Annotated in this window: 21 protein-coding genes and 1 pseudogene; 16 read left to right on the top strand and 6 right to left on the bottom strand. The window is 67.0% G+C overall.

Annotation, left to right across the window (positions count from 1 at the left end; all coding sequences use genetic code 11):
• The first annotated feature begins 162 nt into the window (after positions 1 to 162).
• Together ASE79_RS16005 and ASE79_RS16000 are read left to right on the top strand one after the other, a co-directional pair.
• Positions 163 to 2,217, top strand: coding sequence for a S9 family peptidase (locus tag ASE79_RS16005; protein ID WP_056418919.1), 2,055 nt, complete (start codon positions 163 to 165; stop codon positions 2,215 to 2,217).
• Positions 2,214 to 2,606: an acyl-CoA thioesterase gene (locus ASE79_RS16000; protein ID WP_056418907.1), complete on the top strand. Its 393-nt coding sequence runs from the start codon at positions 2,214 to 2,216 to the stop codon at positions 2,604 to 2,606. Before ASE79_RS16005 ends, ASE79_RS16000 begins: the two co-directional genes overlap by 4 nt.
• A gap of 113 nt (positions 2,607 to 2,719) precedes the next feature.
• On the opposite strand, the gene ppc is transcribed toward ASE79_RS16000, so the two are convergent.
• From ppc to ASE79_RS15985, 3 genes are all read right to left on the bottom strand, one after another.
• Positions 2,720 to 5,434, bottom strand: coding sequence for a phosphoenolpyruvate carboxylase (gene ppc / locus ASE79_RS15995; protein ID WP_056418904.1), 2,715 nt, complete (start codon positions 5,432 to 5,434; stop codon positions 2,720 to 2,722).
• A 90-nt stretch (positions 5,435 to 5,524) separates the two neighbouring features.
• Entirely contained in the window at positions 5,525 to 5,917 is a 393-nt protein-coding gene (locus ASE79_RS15990; RefSeq protein ID WP_056418901.1) for a hypothetical protein, read from the bottom strand.
• A 25-nt stretch (positions 5,918 to 5,942) separates the two neighbouring features.
• Positions 5,943 to 6,509, bottom strand: a complete 567-nt coding sequence (locus ASE79_RS15985; RefSeq protein WP_056418900.1) for an HNH endonuclease — start codon at positions 6,507 to 6,509, stop codon at positions 5,943 to 5,945.
• A gap of 89 nt (positions 6,510 to 6,598) precedes the next feature.
• Here ASE79_RS15985 and gluQRS point away from each other — a divergent pair, with 89 nt between their 5' ends.
• Complete coding sequence (gene gluQRS / locus ASE79_RS15980; protein WP_156359732.1) at positions 6,599 to 7,423, top strand: tRNA glutamyl-Q(34) synthetase GluQRS; 825 nt, start codon at positions 6,599 to 6,601, stop codon at positions 7,421 to 7,423.
• 25 nt (positions 7,424 to 7,448) lie between these two features.
• Here gluQRS and ASE79_RS15975 read toward each other — a convergent pair whose 3' ends face one another.
• Positions 7,449 to 7,799: a DUF3147 family protein gene (locus tag ASE79_RS15975; RefSeq protein WP_056418896.1), complete on the bottom strand. Its 351-nt coding sequence runs from the start codon at positions 7,797 to 7,799 to the stop codon at positions 7,449 to 7,451.
• An 83-nt stretch (positions 7,800 to 7,882) separates the two neighbouring features.
• Between ASE79_RS15975 and ASE79_RS15970 the strand changes: the two genes are divergently transcribed.
• The 4 genes from ASE79_RS15970 to egtD all read left to right on the top strand — a co-directional run bounded on the left by ASE79_RS15970 (position 7,883) and on the right by egtD (position 11,142).
• On the top strand, positions 7,883 to 8,113 hold the full coding sequence (locus tag ASE79_RS15970; RefSeq protein ID WP_056418893.1) for a twin transmembrane helix small protein: 231 nt from the start codon (positions 7,883 to 7,885) through the stop codon (positions 8,111 to 8,113).
• A 144-nt stretch (positions 8,114 to 8,257) separates the two neighbouring features.
• Positions 8,258 to 8,842 carry a cob(I)yrinic acid a,c-diamide adenosyltransferase gene (locus ASE79_RS15965; RefSeq protein ID WP_056418890.1) on the top strand — a complete coding sequence of 195 codons (585 nt, stop codon included), beginning with the start codon at positions 8,258 to 8,260 and terminating at the stop codon, positions 8,840 to 8,842.
• 54 nt (positions 8,843 to 8,896) lie between these two features.
• The gene (gene egtB, locus ASE79_RS15960) at positions 8,897 to 10,165 is read left to right on the top strand and encodes an ergothioneine biosynthesis protein EgtB (RefSeq protein WP_082445383.1); all 1,269 of its coding nucleotides are present in this window, start codon (positions 8,897 to 8,899) and stop codon (positions 10,163 to 10,165) included.
• A complete protein-coding gene (gene egtD / locus ASE79_RS15955; protein WP_056418886.1) occupies positions 10,165 to 11,142 on the top strand; it encodes an L-histidine N(alpha)-methyltransferase in 978 nt (325 codons plus the stop codon). The genes egtB and egtD overlap by 1 nt, the downstream gene beginning before the upstream one ends.
• Before the next feature lies 1 nt (position 11,143).
• On the opposite strand, the gene ASE79_RS15950 is transcribed toward egtD, so the two are convergent.
• Complete coding sequence (locus tag ASE79_RS15950; RefSeq protein ID WP_056418883.1) at positions 11,144 to 12,292, bottom strand: DUF1176 domain-containing protein; 1,149 nt, start codon at positions 12,290 to 12,292, stop codon at positions 11,144 to 11,146.
• A 71-nt stretch (positions 12,293 to 12,363) separates the two neighbouring features.
• Here ASE79_RS15950 and ASE79_RS15945 point away from each other — a divergent pair, with 71 nt between their 5' ends.
• The 5 genes from ASE79_RS15945 to ASE79_RS15925 all read left to right on the top strand — a co-directional run bounded on the left by ASE79_RS15945 (position 12,364) and on the right by ASE79_RS15925 (position 14,960).
• Entirely contained in the window at positions 12,364 to 13,245 is an 882-nt protein-coding gene (locus tag ASE79_RS15945; protein WP_056418880.1) for a 3-hydroxyacyl-CoA dehydrogenase NAD-binding domain-containing protein, read from the top strand.
• A 102-nt stretch (positions 13,246 to 13,347) separates the two neighbouring features.
• Positions 13,348 to 13,833, top strand: coding sequence for a hypothetical protein (locus ASE79_RS21325; RefSeq protein WP_056418877.1), 486 nt, complete (start codon positions 13,348 to 13,350; stop codon positions 13,831 to 13,833).
• A 189-nt stretch (positions 13,834 to 14,022) separates the two neighbouring features.
• Entirely contained in the window at positions 14,023 to 14,223 is a 201-nt protein-coding gene (locus tag ASE79_RS15935) for a hypothetical protein (protein ID WP_056418874.1), read from the top strand.
• A 125-nt stretch (positions 14,224 to 14,348) separates the two neighbouring features.
• On the top strand, positions 14,349 to 14,621 hold the full coding sequence (locus ASE79_RS15930) for a hypothetical protein (protein ID WP_056418872.1): 273 nt from the start codon (positions 14,349 to 14,351) through the stop codon (positions 14,619 to 14,621).
• A gap of 132 nt (positions 14,622 to 14,753) precedes the next feature.
• Positions 14,754 to 14,960, top strand: a complete 207-nt coding sequence (locus ASE79_RS15925) for a hypothetical protein (protein ID WP_156359731.1) — start codon at positions 14,754 to 14,756, stop codon at positions 14,958 to 14,960.
• A gap of 94 nt (positions 14,961 to 15,054) precedes the next feature.
• On the opposite strand, the gene ASE79_RS15920 is transcribed toward ASE79_RS15925, so the two are convergent.
• Positions 15,055 to 15,621, bottom strand: a complete 567-nt coding sequence (locus ASE79_RS15920) for an energy transducer TonB (RefSeq protein ID WP_056418866.1) — start codon at positions 15,619 to 15,621, stop codon at positions 15,055 to 15,057.
• A gap of 988 nt (positions 15,622 to 16,609) precedes the next feature.
• On the opposite strand from ASE79_RS15920, the pseudogene ASE79_RS22075 reads away from it, so the two are divergent.
• The 4 genes and pseudogenes from ASE79_RS22075 to ASE79_RS15900 all read left to right on the top strand — a co-directional run.
• Positions 16,610 to 17,011: pseudogene (locus ASE79_RS22075) on the top strand (DUF2163 domain-containing protein); the annotation flags it as partial.
• A gap of 208 nt (positions 17,012 to 17,219) precedes the next feature.
• Positions 17,220 to 19,370, top strand: a complete 2,151-nt coding sequence (locus ASE79_RS15910; protein ID WP_056418864.1) for a phage tail protein — start codon at positions 17,220 to 17,222, stop codon at positions 19,368 to 19,370.
• A 22-nt stretch (positions 19,371 to 19,392) separates the two neighbouring features.
• Entirely contained in the window at positions 19,393 to 19,896 is a 504-nt protein-coding gene (locus ASE79_RS15905) for a DUF2793 domain-containing protein (RefSeq protein ID WP_056418860.1), read from the top strand.
• Positions 19,897 to 20,015: 119 nt separating this feature from the next.
• Positions 20,016 to 21,134, top strand: a complete 1,119-nt coding sequence (locus tag ASE79_RS15900) for an OmpA family protein (RefSeq protein WP_056418855.1) — start codon at positions 20,016 to 20,018, stop codon at positions 21,132 to 21,134.
• Positions 21,135 to 21,164: the final 30 nt, after the last annotated feature.

The raw sequence follows: 21,164 nt of genomic DNA, 5'->3' as shown, positions 1-21,164 counted from the left end.
CGCGGGTGGTGGAATGATCGAGCGTCGTACTCCAATTCTTGTTCTCCCGCGAAGGCGGGAGCCCAGACTGGGTCCCCGCCTTCGCGGGGAAACATTGGGGTGGGGCCTCCACCCAATGGGACGAGCGTTGGCTTCCACCCTTCGCGCGGCTAACACATCGCCATGACCACACCCCCTATCGCCGACCAGCGACCGCATAGCTTCACCACGCACGGCGTGACGATCGAGGATCCCTATGCCTGGCTGAAGGATCCGAACTATCCGGAGGTCGATGACGAAGACGTGCTGGCGTATCTGGCGGCCGAGAATGCGTATTTCGAGGCGCAGATGGCGCCGCATACCGCGCTGGTCGACACGATCTACGAAGAGATGAAGGCGCGCATCAAGGAGGACGAATCCTCGGTGCCGCAGAAGGATGGCGATTGGCTGTACTGGACCGCGTACGAGACCGGCGGGCAGTATAAGAAATGGTGGCGCAAACCCGTTGCGGGCGGTGACGACGAGCTGTTGCTCGACGAGCCGGTGCTGGCGGAGGGGCATGAGTATTTCCGGCTCGGCGCGTTCTCGGTCAGCAATGACGGGCGGTATCTTGCCTATGCGATCGACGATAACGGGAGCGAGCGGTTCGAGGTTCGCGTCAAGGACCTGGATACCGGCGAGCACCTGCCCGACGTGATCCCCGGGATGCTCAGCGAGATCGTCTGGACCGCGGACGATGCGGGCTTCCTCTACGGTCTGGCGAACGAGCAGTGGCGGACCGACAATGCGCGGTTCCACCGGCTGGGGACGCCGATCGCGGACGACGTCGTGCTGTTCCACGAGGAGGACGAGGGCTTCCGCGTCGGCGTCGGTGAGACGAGCTCGCGCAAGTGGATCGTGATCGCGACGAGCGACCATGTGACGAGCGAAATCTACCTGCTGCCCGCGCACGAGCCGCTGGCGGTGCCGATCCTCGTGTCCGCGCGAAAGGTCGGGCGCGAATATGACGTGGACGAGCATGACGGGACGCTGTTCATCCACACCAACGACGTCGACCCGAATTTCCGGCTGTGCACCGCACTGGTCGAGGAGCCGGGCGCGTGGACCGAGCTGATCCCGGCGTCGCCGCATTTCTACATGACGGGGGTGGAGTGCTATCAGGACTTCTTCGTGGTCGATGGGCGCGAGGACGGGCTCGATCAGATCGCGATCCACCGGTACGAGACGCCGACCGAGGGCAAGCGGATCGACTTCCCCGAGGCGAGCTATGTCGCGGGGCTGGGCGACAACCCTGAGTATGACATGACGGTGCTGCGGCTTGGGTATGAGTCGATGGTCACGCCGGGGACGGTGTATGATTACGACGTCGACACTGGTGAGCGGACGATGCTCAAGGTGCAGGAGATCCCGAGCGGCTACGACGCGGCGAGCTACGCGACCGAGCGGTTGAAGATCGTCGCGCGGGACGGGACCGAGATTCCGGTGTCGATCGTGTATCCGGCCGGGTTCGTGCGTGATGGGTCGGCGCCTTTGTTCCTCTATGCCTATGGCGCGTATGGCTATGCGATCCCGCCGGGCTTCTCGACCGGGCGGATGAGTTTGCTCGATCGCGGCTTTGCCTATGCGATCGCGCATATCCGCGGCGGCGATGACCTTGGCCAGCAATGGTATCTCGACGGCAAGCTCGAGAAGCGCGCGAACACGTTCAACGATTTCGTCGACGTGGCCAAGGCGCTGGTCGACGCGAAGTGGACGTCGGCGGGCAGGATCGCGATCGCGGGGCGGTCTGCGGGCGGCGAGCTGATGGGGGCGGTGGTCAATTCGGATCCCGAACTCTGGGGCGCGGTGATCGCCGACGTGCCGTTCGTCGACGTGCTGAACACGATGCTCGACGAGACGCTGCCGCTGACGCCGGGCGAATGGCCCGAATGGGGCAATCCGATCGAGGACGAGGCGGCGTTCAAGCTGATCCGGTCGTATTCGCCGTACGATAACGTCAAGGCGCAGGCCTATCCGCCGATGTTCATTAGCGGAGGGCTCAATGATCCGCGCGTGACCTATTGGGAGCCCGCGAAATGGGCGGCCAAGCTGCGGTTGATGAAGACCGATGACAACGTCCTGCTGCTCAAGACCAACATGGGGGCTGGGCATGGCGGCAAGTCGGGGCGGTTTGAGTCGCTGCGGGAGGGCGCGGAAGAACACGCGTTCGTGCTGTGGCAGCTGGGCGTGGCGGGGTGAGCCGGTTCACGCTCTCGATCACCGCCGAGGACGGGGATATCGACGAGCTCGGGCATGTGAACAATGCGGTGTGGGTGCAGTGGATCCAGGCCATCGCCACCGCGCATTGGGAGGCTGTTGCGCCGCCTGCGCACAAGCTGGCCTATGTCTGGGTCGTGACGCGGCATGAGATCGATTATCGCGGTAGTGTCGTCGCGGGAGAAACCGTTATGGGCGAGACGTGGGTCGAGGGTGCGCCGAAGGGGGCTCGGTTCGATCGGCACGTGCGGTTCGTGGGGGATGACGGGCGGGTGAAGCTCGAGGCGGTGACGACCTGGGCTTTGCTCGATCGCGCGACGGGGCGGCTGATGCGGGTGCGCGAGGACATCGCCGCGCCGTTCTACTCGTAATTCCCCTCCCGCAGGCGGGAGGGGTTAGGGGAGGGCGCGACGTACGTATGGGCGTCCGGCCGGTGGGGCACGCCCCTCCCCCGACCCCTCCCGCAGGCGGGAGGGGAGCAGTTTTAGCCGCTGTTGCGTAACGCGGTGGCGATCGCGTTGATCGACAGGAGGATGCCTTCGCCGATGCGGGGGTCGTCCTCGCCGGCGCGGCGGCGTTTGATGAGTTCGATCTGGAGGAGGTTGAGCGGCTCGATATAGGGGAGGCGGAGGCGGATCGAGGCGTCGAGCGCGGGGTGCTTTTCTAGCAGGCGCGACTGGCCGGTGACCTGCAAGAGCCCGTCATGCGTCTGGTGCCAGCCGTCGCGGATCGTCGTGAAGATCTCGCGCAGCGTGTCGTCCTCGACCAGCCCGGCATAGCGTTCGGCGATGCCGATGTCGGACTTGGCGAGCACCATTTCGAGGTTGGCGAGCGCGGAGGCGAAGAGCGGCCAGCCCTGCGCCATGTCCTTCAGCAGCGCCTTGTCCTCGAAATCGGCGATCGCGCGGCCGACGCCGTACCAGCCGGGCAGCATGACTCGCGCCTGTGCCCAGCTGAAGACCCAGGGGATCGCGCGGAGGTCTTCGATTCGATCGGACTTCGTGCGGCTGGCGGGACGGCTGCCGATCTTGAGCCCGGCGATCTCGGCGATCGGCGTCATCTGGCGGAAGAAGGTGCGGAAGCCCTCCGTCCCGTAGACGAGGTCGCGGTAGCTGTGGAACGCGGTGGCGCTGAGCGTGTCCATCGCCGCGGAGAAGCTGGCATTGTCGGCGTTGGAGAGGCGTTCGGGTTCCAGGCTGGCGAGCAGCGTGGCCGAGGCGATCGCCTCGAGATTGGTCATCGCGGCGTCGCGCGTGCCGTATTTGGCGGCGATCACCTCGCCCTGTTCGGTGATGCGGATGCGGCCCTGGACGGTGCCGGGCGGCTGCGCGCGGATCGCGCGGAACGCCGAGCCGCCGCCGCGCCCGACCGCGCCGCCGCGACCGTGGAACAGCTGCATGCCGACGCCCGCCGCCGCGAACACCGGCTTGAGCGCGGTCGAGGCTTTCGACAGCTGCCAGGTGGAGGTGAGATACCCGCCATCCTTGTTGCTGTCGGAATAGCCGATCATCACTTCCTGATGGCCGCGCGCGGTCGAGATGGTGGCGATTTCGGGGAGCGCGAACCACGCGGTCATGACGCCGGGGGCGGCCTCGAGATCGCCGATCGTCTCGAACAGCGGAACCGCCATGATCGCGGCGGTCGGGGTTTCGGCACCCATCAAAGTATTACTTTGATGGGATCCTGTACCGCCGGGACGGTAGAGGCCGACTTCCTTGAGCAGCAGATTCACTTCGAGCAGGTCGCTGACCGACTGCGCCATCGAGACGATGTAGTTGGTGATGCACGCGGGGCCATAGGCGGCGTGCGCGTCGGCGGCGGCCTGGACGATCGCGAGTTCGCCTGCGGTTTCGTCTGTGTATGCGGCGAAGCGCGAGGTGAGCGGGCGTGCGTTGGCGAGTTCGCGGCGGAGGAGGGCGACGCGCGCGTCTTCGTCGAGCGCGAGGTAATCGCCTTCGACGCCCGCGACGTTGAGCAGTTCGGCGACGACGCGTTCGTGGACGGCGCTGTTCTGGCGGAGGTCCAAGGTGGCGAGGTGGAAGCCGAACGTCTCGACCGCGCGGATCAGCCGGCCGAGCGCGCCGCCGCTCTTGAGCGCCGAGCCGAGGCCGTGCGCGAGCGTGACGAGATCGGCGCGGAAGTCGGCGGGGCTGGCATAGGGTGTGCCCGTCAGGCGACCGGGGCGCGGCGAGGGCTTGCCGGTCAGCGTCTCGTGCGTTGCGGCCAGGCGCGCGTAGATCCCCGAGAGCGCGCGGCGATAGGGCTCGTCGCTGCGGCTGGCGGCGTTGTCGCCGCTGGCGTCGGCGAGCGCCTGCACCGCGGCGTCGGCGGGGGCATGTTCGGTCGAGATCGACAGCTCGGCGCCGAGCGCGTGGACCGCTTCGCAATAATAGCCGAGCACGGCTTCGCTCGCCTTCGACAGCGCAGTGCGGAGCGAGTCGGCGGTGACGTAGGGGTTGCCGTCGCGGTCGCCGCCGATCCAGCTGCCGGGGCGCAGAAAGCTGGGCGTGCGTTCGCCGAGTGCGCGGTCCCAGCGCTGGTAGAGCGCGGGCAGCGCGGGGAGGAACACGTCGCGCAGGTAGCTGAGCGCGGTGTCGACCTCGTCGGTGACGTAGAGCCGGTCGCGGCGGAGGACGCGGGTCTGCCAGAGGAGTGCGATCTGGCGGAGGATGGCGTCGTCGACGCTGTCGCCATCGGGGGTCGTGTCGCGACCGAGATCGCGCAGGCCCATCAGCTCGGCGATGCGGTTGCGGTGGTCGATCATGCTCTTGCGCCGGACTTCGGTCGGGTGCGCGGTCAGCACGGGGGCGATCAGCGCGTGATCGAGCAAGGCACGGATCTGCGTGCGGTCGATGCCTTCGGATTCGAGCTGGGCAATCGCGGAGGCGAGGTCGGCACCGTCTTCGGCGGCGATACCCTGGCGGTCCTCGGCGAGATTGGCGAGCATCGAGAACAGCATGAAGCCGCGGACGAAGTCGAGCGTCTCGTCGAGGCTGAGCTTTTCGAGGCTGAGATCGACCGCGCGATCGTCGCCGGGCTTGCCTTCGGAGGCGTCGCGGTGGCGCTCGACCGAGGCCTTGCGGATCGTCTCGGTGGCCTCGAACAGGCGCTCGCCGCCATAGGCGCGGATGACGTCGCCGAGCAGTTTGCCGAGGAAGCGGATGTCGGAATTGTTCGCGATTGCGGGAAGGCTGGCCATGATTCCCTGCTGCGCTGCGGCAGGGATCAGGTCAACCTCGCACGGTAGATTTGTCGTGCAGACATGCCGCTGGACGACAGATAATTTCGCCTATCGGCGCTTACGCGACTCCGCGCGCTCTTCGGACGTGACGGTGCCGTCGTGGTTCAGGTCCATCCGGTCGAACCAGGCGAGCGTGCCTTCGCTCCACTCGATCGCGGTGATGATGCCGTCCTTGTTGCGGTCGAACGCTTTGATGCGCGCGTTGGGCGAGGGCAGCTCGTCCCTGGTGACGCGATCGTCGGCGTTGCGATCGAGCGTGCGGAAGCGGCGTTCCATGCTGGCGCCGAAATCGAGCCGCGACGTCACCGACGGCGGCACGAAACCCACCGCATTGGCATCGGCCTGGGCCCGCTGCGCATCCTTGTCGCCACAGGCAGACAGCAGCGCGCTCGACAGTATTAGTCCTGTCGCAGCAAAAGCTGCTCCGAGTCCGATCCGCATAGTATCTCCCGTTGATGAAAAGCCCTCAGGCTTCGAGCTCAACGTCCCAATACAGCCAGTCGTGCCATGTGTCGTGCAGGTAGTTGGGCGGGAAGCTGCGGCCGTGTTCCTGCAGATGCCAGTTGGTCGGGCGGATCGGTTCGATATGGAGCGGCATCGCCGCCTGTCTGGGCGTGCGCCCGCCCTTTTTGAGGTTGCAGGGCGAGCAGGCGGTGACGACGTTCTCCCAGGTGGTACGGCCGCCTTGCGCGCGCGGTACGACATGGTCGAAGGTGAGATCGCGCAACTTGCCGCAATATTGGCAGGTGAACCGGTCGCGCAGGAACAGGTTGAAGCGGGTAAAGGCGGGAAATTGCGACGGTCGGACGAACTGCTTGAGCGCGATCACCGAGGGCAGTTTCAGCGCGAAATTGGCGCTGCGGACTTCGCGTTCATAGGTGGCGACGATGTCGACACGGTCGAGGAACACCGCCTTGATCGCGGTTTGCCACGGCCAGACGCTGAGGGGATAGTAAGAAAGCGGCGTGTAATCGGCATTCAGCACGAGCGCCGGACAACCATCCGGGTGGCGTATCAGGTCGGGGTGAAACACGGCTCCTCCCACTCAGGCTTCGCGAAACGCCCTATGGACGACAGCGATGACAAGGACATGACAGCACGGCGCATGGCGTCAGGTCAAGCATCGTGACCGTTATCACGCGGTTCGCGCCCAGCCCGACGGGGCGGTTGCACGAGGGCCATGCGGTGTCGGCGATCCGCGCGCACGACTTTGCACGCGACCGCGCCGGGCAGTTCGTCCTGCGGATCGAGGATATCGACGGGACGCGGAGCCGGCCCGAGTTCGTCGCCGGGATTATCGAGGATCTTACGTGGCTCGGGCTGCGCTGGGATGCGCTGGTGTTCCAGTCGGCGCGGTTGGCGACCTACGACGCCGCGCTGGAGACGCTGAAGACTCGGGGGCTGGTTTATCCGTGTTTCTGCACGCGTGCCGAGATCGCGGCGAGCGCGTCGGCGCCGCAGGGCGACGTCGGGCCGGCCTATCCGGGGACGTGCCGGGGGCTTTCGGCCGAGGCGATCGCGGCACGGACGGATGCGCGGTGCTGGCGCCTGGATATGGGCAAGGCGCTGGCGGAAACGGGCGCGCTGGCGTGGCACGATGCCGAGGCAGGCCGCGTCGTCGCCGATCCGATGCCGCAGGGGGACGTGGTGCTGGCGCGCAAGGATGCGCCGGCGAGCTACCACCTGGCGGTGACGATCGACGATGCCGCGCAAGGCGTGACCGACGTGGTGCGCGGGGTGGATCTGTTCGCGGCGACGCACGTGCACCGGGTGCTGCAGGCGCTGCTTGGGTTGCCGGTGCCGACCTATCATCATCATCCCCTGGTGGTGGATGCGGAAGGGCGGCGGCTGGCGAAGCGGGACGGGGCGCCGTCGCTGGCGGCGATGCGCGCGGCCGGAGAGGACGGGCTGGCACTGGCGGCCCGGGTACGGCAGCGACTGCTGTAGCAACGCGGCGGGGGCGGTTACGCTGCTACAGCTGGATCCCGAGGCGTGGCGCGGCCCAGGTCATCGCCGCGTAGAGCCCGATCGTCAGCAGGCAGCCCGCAAGCAGCGACAGCCAGAACGGTGCGCCGTGGCGGAGCATCATCGGGATCAGCAGGAACATCGGCAGCGAAGGCAGCACGTACCAGAAGGTGGCTCCGGCGTGCGCGGCCATTGTTTGCGGGTCCGCCTTGTCGCGCCAGAGCCAGATCATGCCGAGGACCGAAACGAGCGGCAGCGAGGCGACCAGCGCGCCGACGCCGGGATAGCGCTTGGCGATCTCCGATGCCGCGGCGATCAGGATGCCCGAGATCAGGGCTTTCAGCGTCAGGTATAACATAGGGTATTTGCGCGCATCATGCGGTCCTTCACAATATGCTACGTGGCATTGCTAGCGTTGCCGCGCGCGCTTACATTCGATCCATGAACACTTTCCTCGTCATCCTCCTGATCGCGGCCATGATCGCGACCGTCGTGGCTCTGGTGCGGGGCGTCGTGTCGTTCCTGCAGGAGGGCAGCGCGCAGGTCCGCGACGGCAACGGGCCGAGCGCCGCGTCGCTGAAATCGAATCGGATGATGCAGCAGCGGATCTTCTTCCAGGCCCTCGCGATCCTGATCGTGGTGGTGATCCTGTTTGCTGCCGGGCGTACCTGAGGCGCTTTTTCCATCGCTCATCCCCTCCTAGTCGTTCCGGCTCTCGTTGGGATAGCGAGGAGGGTGCGGTAGCTTCGACCGCGGCATGGCTCGAACCGAAGACCCGGCGGTCCCGCAAATCGATCGCACTGAAGGAAACGACCGGTGGTCAAGCTCAACACGATTTACACGCGCACGGGTGATGCCGGGACGACCGGTCTGGTCGACGGCTCTCGCGTGTCGAAGGCCAGCGCGCTGATCCAGGCGATCGGCGACGTCGATGAGGCGAACTCCGCGATCGGCGTTGCCGCGGTCGCGTTGGGGGAACATCCGTTGGCCGCCGCGCTCGCGCGGATCCAGAACGACCTGTTCGATCTCGGCGCGGATCTGGCGACTCCCGCCAGCGAGGGGGCGGACGACGACGCGTTCGCGCCGTCCGAGATGGTGTTGCGGATCGTGCCGTCGCAGGTCGCGCGGCTGGAGCGCGAGATCGATGCAATGAACGATCACCTTGCGCCGTTGCGCAGCTTCATCCTGCCCGGCGGATCGGCGCAGGCGGCCGCACTGCATCTGGCACGTGCGATCACGCGGCGTGCCGAGCGATCCGCCGTCGCGGTCGAGTCTCGGCTAAATCCGGCAGCATTAGCGTATGTTAACAGGCTGTCTGATTTCCTGTTTGTTGCATCGCGGGCGGTGAACCAAAACGGGGCTGGCGACGTTCTATGGCAACCGGGGGCTATGCGCGACTAGGTGTGCGCCTCCGTTCGAGCGCTGCGCGGAAAGTGCCGGATAGAAGGAAAGCCGATGCCGGATCCCGTTCGCTCCACAGTGTCCCCGTCGCAGCAGTCCGAATTGGCGGACCGCTTCGCCAAGGTTCGTGCGCTATCGCTGGACCTGGCCGCGCCACTGTCGGATGCAGATGCGACGGTGCAGTCGATGGCCGATGCGTCGCCGACGAAATGGCATCTGGCGCATACCACATGGTTCTTCGAGACGTTCGTCCTGCGCGATCATGTCGCGGGTTACGCGCTGCACGACGATCGATTCCCGTTCCTGTTCAATAGCTATTACGAGGCCGAGGGCCGTCGGCATGCGCGCGATCGGCGCGGGATGGTGACCCGGCCGTCGCTGGACGAGGTGCGGGCGTATCGCGCGCATGTCGACGCAGCGGTGCTGGCGGCGCTGCCGGACCTGTCGGCGGACGCGCACGCGCTGGTCGCGCTCGGCTGTCATCATGAGGAGCAGCACCAGGAATTGCTGGTGACGGACATCCTCCACATGTTCTCCGAAAATCCGCTGGAGCCTGCGATGTGGCCGGCGGCGCGGAAGGTGCCGGTCGAGATGCCGGGCGCGATCGGCTGGATCGCGAACGATGGCGGGATCGTCGAGGTTGGGCATCGGGGCGACGGGTTCGCGTTTGATTGCGAAGGGCCGCGGCATCAAGCGCTACTGGCACCGCATGCGATCGCGGACCGGACGGTGACGAACGGCGAATGGGCCGCGTTCATCGCGGACGGCGGCTATACCGAAGCACGGTATTGGCTGGCGGACGGTTGGGCCTGGGTGAAGGCCGAGGGCATCGTCGCGCCGCTCTATTGGGAAGAAGGCGAGTCGGGCTGGACCCGGTTCGGGCTGGACGGGCGTCGCGCGATCGATCCGGCGGCGCCGGTGACGCATGTCAGCTTTTTCGAGGCGGATGCGTATGCGGCCTGGGCCGGCGCGCGGTTGCCGACCGAGTTCGAATGGGAGGCGGCGGCGGCCTCGCACGATGCGGGCGGTGGAAACCAGATGGATGTCGCTGGGCCCGTCGAGCCAAGGCCATCGACCGGCGGTCCGGGATTCTTCGGTGATGTCTGGGAATGGACCGGCAGCGCGTATCGGCCTTATCCGGGGTTTGTCGCGGCGGCGGGTGCGGTCGGCGAGTATAACGGCAAGTTCATGACGTCGCAGTTCATCCTGCGCGGTGGCAGTTGTGCCACCCCACGCGGCCATGCGCGAGCAAGTTATCGCAATTTCTTCTATCCGCACCAACGGTGGCAGTTCACCGGCGTGCGCCTCGCGAAAGATATCTGATGTTGAAGCCTGAGATCGAGGACGGCCAGCAGACGCTCGCCGACCCGCAATTCCGTGCGGACGTGCTGGACGGGCTGGCGCGGCGGCCGCGTGCGATCCCGGCGCGGTGGTTCTATGACCGGCGCGGGTCGGAACTGTTCGAGGCGATCACCGACCTGCCCGAATATTATCCGACACGGACCGAGCGGTCGATCCTTGAGACGGCGTGCCCCGAGGTGGCGGTGATCGCCGGTAGGGGGCGGGCAGTCGTCGAGTTCGGCTCGGGATCGTCGACCAAGACTCCGATCCTGCTCGATGCGGTGGCGCCGTCGGTCTATGTGCCGATCGATATTTCGGGCGACTTCCTGCGCGAATCGTCGAAGGCGCTGGGCGAGCAGTTTCCCGACCTGCTGGTGATGCCGTTCGAGGCGGATTTCATGCGGCCGCTCAGCCTGCCCAAGACGATCGCCGACACGCCGAAATTGGGGTTCTTTCCTGGGTCAACGATCGGCAACATGATCCCGCTGATGGCGGTCGACCTGTTGCGCGCGATGCGTAGCTCACTCGGCGTGGGCGCGATGCTGTTGATCGGGATGGACCGGATCAAGGGCGCGGACGTGCTCGTGCCGGCCTATGACGATGCACAGGGCGTGACGGCGGCGTTCAACCTGAACTTGCTCGAGCGGATCAACCGCGAACTGGGCGGCGACATCCCGCTCGACGCGTTTGCGCACAAGGCGGTGTGGAACGACGATCGCGCGCGAGTGGAGATGCATCTGGAGGCGATCCGCGACGTCGCCTTCACGGTCGACGGGCGGTCATTCGAAATGTCTGCAAGTGACACTATTCACACGGAGAATTCGCACAAATATGGCGCGCGGGATGCGCGGATCCTGTTGCGGTCGGGGGGGTGGACGCCGGTGGCCGAGTGGACCGACCCCGAGGGGCTGTTCGGGGTGTATCTCGCCGAGGCGCAGGTGGAGCGGCCGGCGCCGTAAGCTAGCGCACCACCTTGGTGCGCCAGGTGGTGATGTAGTCGATGTTGCCGCGGCATTCGCCCATGTCGGCTTGCTCGGACAGGCGGAAGCGGGTGCCGTCCCAGACGAAGCTCTGGTGCGAGCCGCAGTCGCCGAGGCCGCGGCCCTTGGCGTAGCTGGTGAGGACGCCGTTCTCGAACGCGCCGTTGACGACGCTCTGGACGGAGGTGCCCGAGTCCGCGCCGGTCGCGTCGAAGCCCGCGGGCGCGTCGGTGCGGGCGGGGGTGACGACCGCGCCCTCGACGATGAACAGCGCGCCGATCAGGTTATACGCGCCGGTCGAACAGGGGAGGAGCACGAGCGACTTGCCGTCGCCGAGCGCGTGGACCTCGGGCGCGAACTGCGTTTGGTCCCCGCCACCCTCGGCGCCACCGAGATCGCACTCGCCGCGTTTGCGCATCGTCGCGATCTGCGCGGGGGTGAGGCTGGCGGCGGCGCCTCCGGGGGTGATCGCGGCGATGACGGGGAGCGCCGGCGTGGGCGCACGCGACGGGGCGGGGCCTTTCGCGACGATCGCATCGACGCTGCCCGCGCGGCCCTGTTGCGCGTCGACGTAGCGCAGCGCGGCGGCGGCGCCCTTCAGCGACAGCGTGGCGAGCGTGCCGCCTTTCGCGTCGAGGATCGCGAGCGACGCGGCATTGGCAATCCGCGCGGCGAGCGTGGCGGCGTCGCGCAGCGCCACGGGCTTGCCGTCGACGGCGAAGCTGGCGGGCGGGCGCGTGGTGGCGGCCTCGTCGTTGCGCGTCTCCAGCGCGAGCGAGACCGTGCCGCCGCTGCGCGCCACGGCGCCGGGTTCGCGCGTAATGTTCAGCGTTATCGCGTCCTCGCCGAGATCCTGCTCGGGGAGCAGCGAGGCGAGCGTGCAGCGCAGCGTGGTGTCGCAGCCGACGGTCCAGTCGGCGAAGGTCTTGAGCGTGCCGGGCGTCGGCTTGGCAAGCGAATCGGTCGCGGGTGCGGGCGGGCGCGGCGTGGCGGGGGTTGCCCTTGGTGCTGGTCCGGACTCCGGCCCGGACTTCTGCGCGGATTGGGGCGTGGGCTGGCTTGGCGAGCAGGCCATCAGCGGCAGCACGAGGGCGGCGGCCAGCGCGGAAAAGATCGGTTTGCACGACATGGCCACAGCCTAGCGCGGTGGCAGCGCAGGGAAAAGCCGCTAGGGAGGGCGCAACAAAGCAGGAGAGAGACATGAGCGGGACCGGGCAGACGATCGGCGTGATCGGCGCAGGGCAGATGGGCGCGGGGATCGCGCAGGTGTCGGCACAGGCTGGCTTCCACGTGCTGCTGGCGGACGTGTCGCTGGAGCAGGCCGAAAAGGGCAAGGCGGGGATCGCCAAGGCGCTCGCGCGGCTGGTCGAGAAGGAAAAGATCGCGTCGGACGCGCGTGACGGCGCGCTCGCATTAATCGAGCCGGTCGCGAGCGTGGCGGACATGGGCGACTGCGCCATCGTCGTCGAGGCGGCGACCGAGCGCGAGGCCGTCAAGCGCGCGATCTTCGCCGAGGTCGGCAAGGTGCTCGGGCCGGACGCGATCCTGGCGTCGAACACATCGTCGATCCCGATCACGCGGCTGGCGCAGGCGGCCCCCGATCCGTCGCGGTTCATGGGCGTGCATTTCTTCAACCCGGTGCCGGTGATGCGGCCGATCGAGCTGATCCGCGGCCTCGCGACGTCGGACGCGACGGTGGCGGCGGTCGAGGCCTATGCCGAGCGCCTCGGCAAGCAGGTGGTGCACGCCAACGACGCGCCGGGCTTCATCGTCAACCGCGTGCTGATGCCGATGATCAACGAGGCGTGCTTTGCGCTGGGCGAGGGCGTGGCGAGCGTGCGCGACATCGATCTTGCCTGCCAGCTGGGGCTGAACCATCCGATGGGGCCGCTGACTCTGGCGGATTTCATCGGGCTGGACACGTGCCTGGAGATCACGCGCGTGCTGTTCGAGGGCACGGGCGATCCCAAGTTCCGGCCCGCGCCGGTGCTGGTGAAATATGTCGAGGCCGGCTGGTTCGGGCGCAAGACCAAGCGCGGGTTCTATGACTATTCGGGTGTGGAGCCTGTGCCGACGCGGTGAGCGTGGGGCGGATGTGTCGGCGGGCGACACAAACGCCCATAGTCGGTTATTCGTGTACCGATGTAGGTTGCCCGATAGCCGCCATTCATTCAGTCTCTGCGCATGCCCACCGATGCTGACCGTGATGAACTTGAACTCCGCGTCAGCGACGTCGCATACGAAGTTGCGGACTTTGTATGGGCTGATCTCGCGGAGCGAGTTCCGATCGGGACTACTTACACGCGCCCGCAGAACGAGGGGCCGTATATGTCGGTCACATGGGATGCGGATTGGAAGAAGCGGGTTGGTGGCCCCATCCTTATCAAGATCCAAGGCTTTTTGGACCCCGCGCACGAGGCGCCGACCTGGTGGACTGGGGAGATCATCCGTAAGCGAAGCTTTCTCGACACGCTATTGCGGCGACCCCATCGCGTATCGATCAAACCGCCTAATAGCATAGGCACAGGTGATTGCAGCGAGTGCGGGCATGCGATCGGCTACCACCATGCTGGCACGGAAGAGCAGATGCTTTGCACGGTCGATGGCTGTGAATGTTCTGGCTATGACGAGGGTGCGATGCCTCGAAGTTGGGGAGCAGAGGGCCGCTAGAGGCTGGAACAGTCCTAAGGCCGCCAGGCCGCTTTCCTGCCCATTCCGGACATTCCGCAGTTGAGGCAGCCTACGCGACTACAAGAGCAGCTACCAATTTGCGGAGCCGCTTTGCGCGTTAACGCAACTGACGACGAACGGCCGAAAACGCCCACTTGCAGACAATAGGGTCTTAGATACGATGGTTAGATGGCGCGCCGCATCCTGAAACTCATCGTCATTGTCGGCTTGCCGGTACTGGTCGGACAGTTCGCATTCGACTGGATTGACAGCGACTCACGGTCGGCCATCAGTCACGTTCCGACGAGAGCCATCCTCATCCTTGCTGTCTTGCTCGTGTGGGCCGCATTTCGGGAATACCGCGAGCGTAGGAAGAGGACCATCCGCTAACCACCAACACCGAACGTTCCGGAGTCGATCGCGTTGAATGACCGCTAACGCCCACTTTGAGCCATTCGGCCTCGTGTTTCAGCCACCAGATTGCAGGCGATCGTTCAGCGGCGCATGTACAGCGCATGGCAAAGCTCAAGCAGACGTTTCATAACCCGACCGACGCGCCGCTTTTTGTAAACCTTGAGCTGTCCACGTCGAGGTTCCGGCTTGCTCCGGGCGCGGAGCTAATCTTGTTCTATGATCCGACAGACCGGGCAGCCGACGAGCATGGCTCGGCGCTTAGAATTGAGGTCGTTCAAGGCGGGAATGGGCTGGAGTTGGTAATTTGGACCGCCGAGGAGAAAATGTTCTACCCGAACGGCGAGCAAGCGCCGCTGGATTTCGGTCATTATTGACAGCTCTTGGCTTGAAAGCAGCCAGTCCGCTTTCCTCCCAATCTCGGCCATTCCGCTGTTGGCCACAAGCGGCCACAAGACGCATAATTCGATGCCGTGCTACGATGCCGACGGCGGAGGGGAGTGCGGACGGTGAAGACACCAGATGACTTGATCGAGTGGGCGAACGAGCAGCGCGAAGAGGCTTTGCGACAGGTCGATCTCTTCAGTACCGGCGGCGTTAAGGCGCAGCTTGTCATGCCGGATGGAACGACGCAGGACATTACTGCCGGGGTGCTTTCGCATCAGAAAGCGAACGTAGACGCTTTCACGCATCTCGTGTCGGCGTTGGAGAGTTGATGTCCGCGTTCCTCACAGAAGCGGACAGTGCGAGACCGTAGTTTCTGGATCTGTGCGAAGTGGTAGCGTGGTTGGATAACGCTCTTCGCACTTCTCAATCGCCCGGCAGGAATCCTGAGTGCATATTCCGGGTCTCTTCCTGGGCATGGAGATATTGCATCTGCCACTGCGCGCGCGTCAGGCAGATGCGCGTGCTGGCGATGAGCGAACCGGTGGTTGCCTGCGGGCGGCAGATCTTGCGGTTCGGATCCGCCGATTTCGTATTGAGCGCCAGCGTCGTGGCGGGCTTGGCGATCGGGCCCTTATAGTCCTTCGGCAGCGCCCAGATGATCTGGCCTTGCTGGCGCGTCACCACGCCGCCGCCATTGGGCGCGAGCCAGGGCTTCATCTTCAGGTGGGTAATGAGGAGGTCGCACGTCGCCTCGTCCAGCGCGGGAAAGCCGCTGCTCTTCGATACCGCGCAGGACCGTAGCCGACCTTGCCGGTCGGTCGTGACGTCGATGCCGACGGTGCCCTGTTCGCCGCGCGCGAGCGAGCCGCGCGGGTAATTGGCGAACTGGATCTCGCCATTGGTTCGCCGGGTTACCTCCTGCGGAGTCTCCTGTGCCGTCGCGGCGCCCGCCAGCAGCAGCAGGGCAAATAGAGCCGGGATCCTTTGCATGCTAACCCCTGTCTTTGTCACAAGTTGGTTCAGGCTGTTGGGAGTATGTCCTGTCGGCCCATCGGTACAGGTGTGATTCTTACTGTCGAATACTACTCAAAACTGCGGTGTCTCTCAAGTGTAGCGCACGTGGTGGGGGAGATCGCTTGCAGGCGTAGGGTTGCAGTGACGGCCTAGAACCAGATCGGTTAAAACGCTTGACATCGTCACGCTCGTTTGGTACATAACAGGAACGCTGAAGAATTGCGAGTCGGGCCGGGACGGTCGGGGTGAGAGCCTCGGGTGTCGCCGGCCCTTTTGCGGTCTGGCGGGTCCTGTCGGGGGGAGAGCGGGGATGGTGCGGCTGGTGGCGGGGGAGAAACGGATCGTGCAGTGCGCCGCGGTGCGCAAGGACGGCTGGACCAAGGCGCGGCGCGCCGGGTTCTTCGCGATGCTGAGCGCGACGTGCAACGTGCGCGCCTCGGCTGCGGCGATGGGGATGACCGATTGCGGCGCCTATTATCTGCGGCGGCGCGATCCGGTGTTCGCGGCGCAGTGGCAGGAGGCGCTGGCGGAGGGCTATGGCCGGCTCGAACAGGGGTTGATGGCGCTCGCGCTCGAGGGGATCGACCCGTCGCCTGCGATCGAGGCAGGGATCGCGCAGGCGCGCGACGCGACGGGCGCGCATGCCAAGACCGAGGGGTATGGCGCGGCGCGGCGGAAGGCCGCCTCGGAAGCGCGCGCTGCCGAGGGGGCGGGGGATGCGGTGGTGCCCGATGCTGGTGTCGGCGGGGTCGGGGTCGGGGTCGGCGGCGGGGGCGTGCGGTCGGCGGGTATCACGTCGGTCGATCTGGCGTTGCGGTTGCTGGCGCGGAATGCGGACCGGGTCGCGGGGACGGCGGGCGGACGCGGGCGGAAAGCGCGTGCGTCGGCGGAGGAGACCGATGCGGCGCTGATCAAGCACCTCGACGCGCTGGCGAAGCGGATCGCGGCGGCGGAGGTCAAGCGGGTGACCGCGCATGATCGCGACCTGGTGGTGGCGGGGCTGGTGCACCGGGCGGCGCCGGGGATGACTCCGTCGGCGATCCAGCGGTCGGACGGGCTGGAGGCGGATACGATGGATGTTGCAGGCGCGCTGACCTCGGCCGCGATCGGTGAGCGCGATCTGCTCGGCGGGCGGTGGGATGGTGCGCGGGTGATGCTGTTCGCGGTGGACTGGACCGACCCCGGTGCGCGCGTCGCGCTGGGCGAGGGGATCATCGGCGCGGTCGAGCTGGGGGAGGCGGGGTTCACTGCCGAGCTGCGCGGGGCGAGCGCGGCGCTTGAGCGGCCGGTGGTGGAGGCGACGTCGCCGGAATGTCGCGCGGAACTGGGCGATCGGCGGTGCCGGGTATTGCCTGCGTGGCGGCGACTGGGGGGGCTCGACCGGGTGCTGGTGCGAGTCGGAACCGCGGCGCCCGGCGACGTGCTGCTGATGGCGGTGGGGCCGGGCCAGGGGCATCTGGGGATCCGGACGGCGGCGGGGTTCGTGCATGCCGATGCGACGCTGCGGCGCGTGGTGGAGCGACCGGGGCTGCCGCCCTGGCCGCTGATCGGTGTCTGGCGGATGGAGGTGTGACATGGCGACCTTGGTACTGACCGCGGTGGGAAGCGCGGTGGGCGGGCCGATCGGCGGCGCGATCGGCGCGCTGATCGGGCAGGCGGTGGATCACACGGTGTTCGCGCCGGCGCGGCGCGAGGGGCCGAGGCTGGTCGAGCTGGCGGTGCAGACATCCTCCTATGGCAGCCAGATCCCCAAGCTGTTCGGGACGATGCGCGTGGCGGGGACGGTGATCTGGGCGACCGACCTGATCGAGAGCCGCGCGACGTCCCGGTCGGGCAAGGGGCAGCCGAGCGTCTCGACCTATTCCTATGCGGCGTCGTTCGCGGTGCTGCTGTCGGCGCGCGCGGTGCTGGGCGTGGGGCGGATCTGGGCGGAGGGCAAGCTGCTGCGCGGGGCGGCGGGCGACTTCAAGACTTCGACGGGGTTCCGGCTGCATCTGGGCGGCGAGGACCAGGCGGTCGATCCGCTGATCGCGTCGGCGGAAGGCGCGGCGACGCCCGCCTATCGGGGATCGGCCTATGCGGTGTTCGAGCTGTTGCAGCTGGCGGATTTCGGCAACCGGATCCCGTCGCTGACGTTCGAGGTGATTGCCGACGACGGCATATTGCTGGTGTCGACTATCGCCCGCGTGCTGGCGGCGGAGGTGTCGGGGACGACGGCGCTGGCGGTGGGCGGCTTTGCTGCGGCCGGCGGGAGCGTCGGCGCGGTGCTGACGATGCTGGGGGAGGCCGGCGGGGCGTGGTTTGCGCCATCGGGTGCGGGGCTGGTGATGCGCGATGCGGCTGAGGCCACCGTCGTGGTGGCCGATGAGGGGTTTGCTGCGTCGGGGAAGACGGGTGGCCGGCGGGCGCGTGCGGTGGCGGCGATCGAGACGGTGCCGCGCACGGTGAGCGTCGGCTATTATGACGCGGCGCGCGATTACCAGGCGGGCGTGCAGCGCGCGCGGCGGCCGGGGGCGGGCCTGCGCGACGTATCGGTCGAGGTGCCCGCGGTGCTGGAGGCGGGGGCGGCCAAGACGGTGGCGGAGGCGATGCTGGCGCGTGCCGAGGCCGGGCGCGTGCGCAGGACGCTCGCGGCAGCGTTTGCGGCGATGGGAATAGCGCCCGGCGACTGCGTGGAAATCGCGGGCGAGAGCGGTGTCTGGCGGGTGGCGGATAGCAGCATCGAGGGGATGGTGACGACGCTGGGGCTGGTGCCGCTGGTACCCGCGTCGCTGCCCGCCAGCGCGACGAGTGGGCGCGTGTCGGGCGCGGTCGATGCGGTGATCGGCGCGACGATCCTGCGCGCGTTCGAAGTGGCGGGGCTGGAGGATGCGGCGTTGAGCGCGCCGCGGATGACGGTGGTCGCCGCGGGCACGGGCGCGGCGTGGCGGCAGGCGGCGCTGCTCTACAGCATCGACGAGGGGGTGAGCTGGGTCGCGGCGGGGGCGACGGCGGCGCCCGCGGTGCTGGGGACGATCGCGGTGGTGGCGCCGGGCGCGTCGACCGCGTTGGTCGATCTGCGCGGCGCGTTCGAGGTGATCCTGGCGCAGGCCGACATGGAGCTGCGCGATGCGGATGCCGCGGCGCTCGACCGCGGCGTCAACCTGGCGTTGCTGGGCGACGAGCTGGTGCAGTTCGCGCGGGCGGAACCGCTGGGGGCTGCGCGGTGGCGGTTGAGCGGGCTGCTGCGCGGGCGGCGGGGGAGCGAGGCGGCGGCGGGTGCGCAGGCGATCGGCGACCGCTTCGTCTTGATCGAGGCGGACGCCGTGCGGACGTTCGACCTGCCGGTGTCGGTGCTGGGGCGGACCGTGCGCGTGATGGCGTCGGGGGTGGGGGACTCGACGCCGGCCGAGACGCGGTGCCTGATGACGGGTGCATCGGTGGTGCCGCCGTCGCCGGTGCATCTGGTGTGCGCGGGCGAGGTGGACGGGAGCGCGACGGTGCGCTGGACCCGGCGCAGCAGGGCGGGGTGGCGGTGGATCGACGGAGTCGACTCGCCGCTTGCCGAGGAAAGCGAGGCGTACCGGGCGACCGTCTCGACGCCGGCGGGCACACGCGACGTCGACGTCGTCGCGCCGACGGTGTCGGTGAGCGCGACCGAGCGGGCCGCCGGCGCGGTCGTGACGGTGCGGCAGCGCGGCATGTTCGGCGAGTCGCTGGCGGCGGACCTGATCGTACCGGCGTGATTCACCAACGGGGGAACGAATTATGAGCGACGAACGCACATCGCGGCTGGCATTGCCGTTGCTGCAGCCTGGCCAGGCGCAGAAGGAAACGACTCACAACGAGGCGCTCGCGCTGCTCGACCTGACGGTGCAGGCGAGCGTACTGACCGCGGGAACCAATACGCCGCCGGGCGCGCCGGTGGCGGGAAACGCCTGGATCGTCGGCACTGCGCCGACCGGCGGCTGGACCGGGCAGGCGCGGGCGATCGCGGGGTGGACGAGCGGCGGGTGGCGGTTCGTCGCCCCGCGCGAGGGGATGACGGTGTGGAGCATCGCCGACGGGCAGCCGATGCGGTTCGGCGGCGGCGCGTGGACGGTTGGCGTGCTGGCCGGGACTCGCGTGTCGATCGGCGGAGTCGACGTGGTCGGCGCGCGGCGTGCGGCGATTCCCGACCCGACCGGCGGCACCGTCGTCGATAGTCAGGCGCGGGCCGCAATTGGCGCCATATTGGGCACTTTACGCGGTCACGGGCTGATTGGCGGCTGAAACACCCCAAAAACTGTGTCGTTCCAGCAACACCTCTAACTTTTGTCAGCTTGCGTGGAAACAAGCCCGAGGATAGGGAGTTTGCGATGTCCGTGTGACACTCATGAAAGGGGATTAGTATGCGGAAGCTTGCCGTCGTTCTGGCACTCGCCTCCACCGCACTCGCCACTCCCGCCCTCGCCCGCGACAAGTCGTGGTACGTAGGCGTCGAAGGCGGTGCGATGATCGTTGAAGACATCGACTATGATATCGGCGCATTGAACAATGCCGGTTCGGTCGATCATAACTATGGTTACGATGTCGACGCCGTAATGGGCTACGACTTTGGCGGTTTCCGCCTCGAAACCGAAGTCGGCTACCGCAAGGCCACCGTGGACGGCTATTCGTCGACCACGACCACGCCGTTCTTCCAGGGTACCGCTCGCGGTAACGCAAACCCCGGCAACTACGACTATGCTGGTGGTTCGTCGTCGGCGCTCAGCTTCATGCTGAACGGCCTTCTGGACTTCGGTCCGGACGATGGCATCCAGGGCTTTGTCGGCGGTGGTGTTGGTGTTGCTCGCGTCAAGGCGCAGTACGCACTCAACAACAGCGGCGACTTCCTGAACGACTCGGACACCGTGTTCGCGTATCAGGGCCTGGCCGGTATCCGTGCACCGCTGACCGACCACATCGACGCAACGCTGAAGTATCGCTTCTTCAACGCAGAGAACGTCAAGCTGGTCGACATCTCGAACCGCGTGTTCGACGGTCGCTATCGTTCGCACAGCATCCTTGGTGGTGTGACGTACAACTTCGGCGAGCCGGCTGCACCTCCCCCGCCGCCGCCCCCGCCGCCGCCGCCGCCGCCTCCTCCCCCGCCGCCCCCGGCGCCGGTTGAAGTCGTCTGCTCGCCTGGTCCGTTCATCGTGTTCTTCGAATGGGACAAGTCGGACATCACGCCAGAGGCAGCGTCGATTCTCGACAACGCGATCACGCAGTACCAGTCGTGCGGCAACGCACAGGTCATGCTCGCAGGTCACGCGGACAAGTCGGGTTCGGCTTCGTACAACGTCGGTCTGTCGCAGCGCCGCGCAGATGGCGTGAAGGCATATCTGTCTTCGCATGCCATCCCGGACAGCGTCATTTCGACGGAAGCATTCGGCGAGAGCCGTCCGCGCGTCGAGACCGCCGATGGCGTTCGCGAAGTGCAGAACCGTCGCGTGGAAGTCACCTACGGTCCGGGTTCGGGCCAGTAAGACTTTCGCCAGTCGATCCTCGGATCGACT

It is taken from the genome of Sphingomonas sp. Leaf28 (assembly GCF_001421685.1).
Taxonomy (GTDB): Bacteria; Pseudomonadota; Alphaproteobacteria; order Sphingomonadales; family Sphingomonadaceae; genus Sphingomonas; species Sphingomonas aurantiaca.
Note: the sequence above shows the minus strand (reverse complement) of the source record. Positions and strands in the feature narration are given on the sequence as shown.

Coding starts and splice junctions, on each gene's coding strand:
- ASE79_RS21325 (WP_056418877.1), top strand. CDS start 13,348: ATGCCCACCGATGCTGACCGTGATGAACTTGAACTCCGCGTCAGCGAC.
- ppc (WP_056418904.1), bottom strand. CDS start 5,434: ATGGCCAGCCTTCCCGCAATCGCGAACAATTCCGACATCCGCTTCCTC.
- ASE79_RS15900 (WP_056418855.1), top strand. CDS start 20,016: ATGCGGAAGCTTGCCGTCGTTCTGGCACTCGCCTCCACCGCACTCGCC.
- ASE79_RS15975 (WP_056418896.1), bottom strand. CDS start 7,799: ATGTTATACCTGACGCTGAAAGCCCTGATCTCGGGCATCCTGATCGCC.
- ASE79_RS15970 (WP_056418893.1), top strand. CDS start 7,883: ATGAACACTTTCCTCGTCATCCTCCTGATCGCGGCCATGATCGCGACC.
- ASE79_RS15950 (WP_056418883.1), bottom strand. CDS start 12,292: ATGTCGTGCAAACCGATCTTTTCCGCGCTGGCCGCCGCCCTCGTGCTG.
- egtB (WP_082445383.1), top strand. CDS start 8,897: ATGCCGGATCCCGTTCGCTCCACAGTGTCCCCGTCGCAGCAGTCCGAA.
- ASE79_RS15935 (WP_056418874.1), top strand. CDS start 14,023: ATGGCGCGCCGCATCCTGAAACTCATCGTCATTGTCGGCTTGCCGGTA.
- ASE79_RS15910 (WP_056418864.1), top strand. CDS start 17,220: ATGGCGACCTTGGTACTGACCGCGGTGGGAAGCGCGGTGGGCGGGCCG.
- ASE79_RS15920 (WP_056418866.1), bottom strand. CDS start 15,621: ATGCAAAGGATCCCGGCTCTATTTGCCCTGCTGCTGCTGGCGGGCGCC.
- egtD (WP_056418886.1), top strand. CDS start 10,165: ATGTTGAAGCCTGAGATCGAGGACGGCCAGCAGACGCTCGCCGACCCG.
- ASE79_RS15905 (WP_056418860.1), top strand. CDS start 19,393: ATGAGCGACGAACGCACATCGCGGCTGGCATTGCCGTTGCTGCAGCCT.
- ASE79_RS15945 (WP_056418880.1), top strand. CDS start 12,364: ATGAGCGGGACCGGGCAGACGATCGGCGTGATCGGCGCAGGGCAGATG.
- ASE79_RS15930 (WP_056418872.1), top strand. CDS start 14,349: ATGGCAAAGCTCAAGCAGACGTTTCATAACCCGACCGACGCGCCGCTT.
- ASE79_RS16005 (WP_056418919.1), top strand. CDS start 163: ATGACCACACCCCCTATCGCCGACCAGCGACCGCATAGCTTCACCACG.
- ASE79_RS15990 (WP_056418901.1), bottom strand. CDS start 5,917: ATGCGGATCGGACTCGGAGCAGCTTTTGCTGCGACAGGACTAATACTG.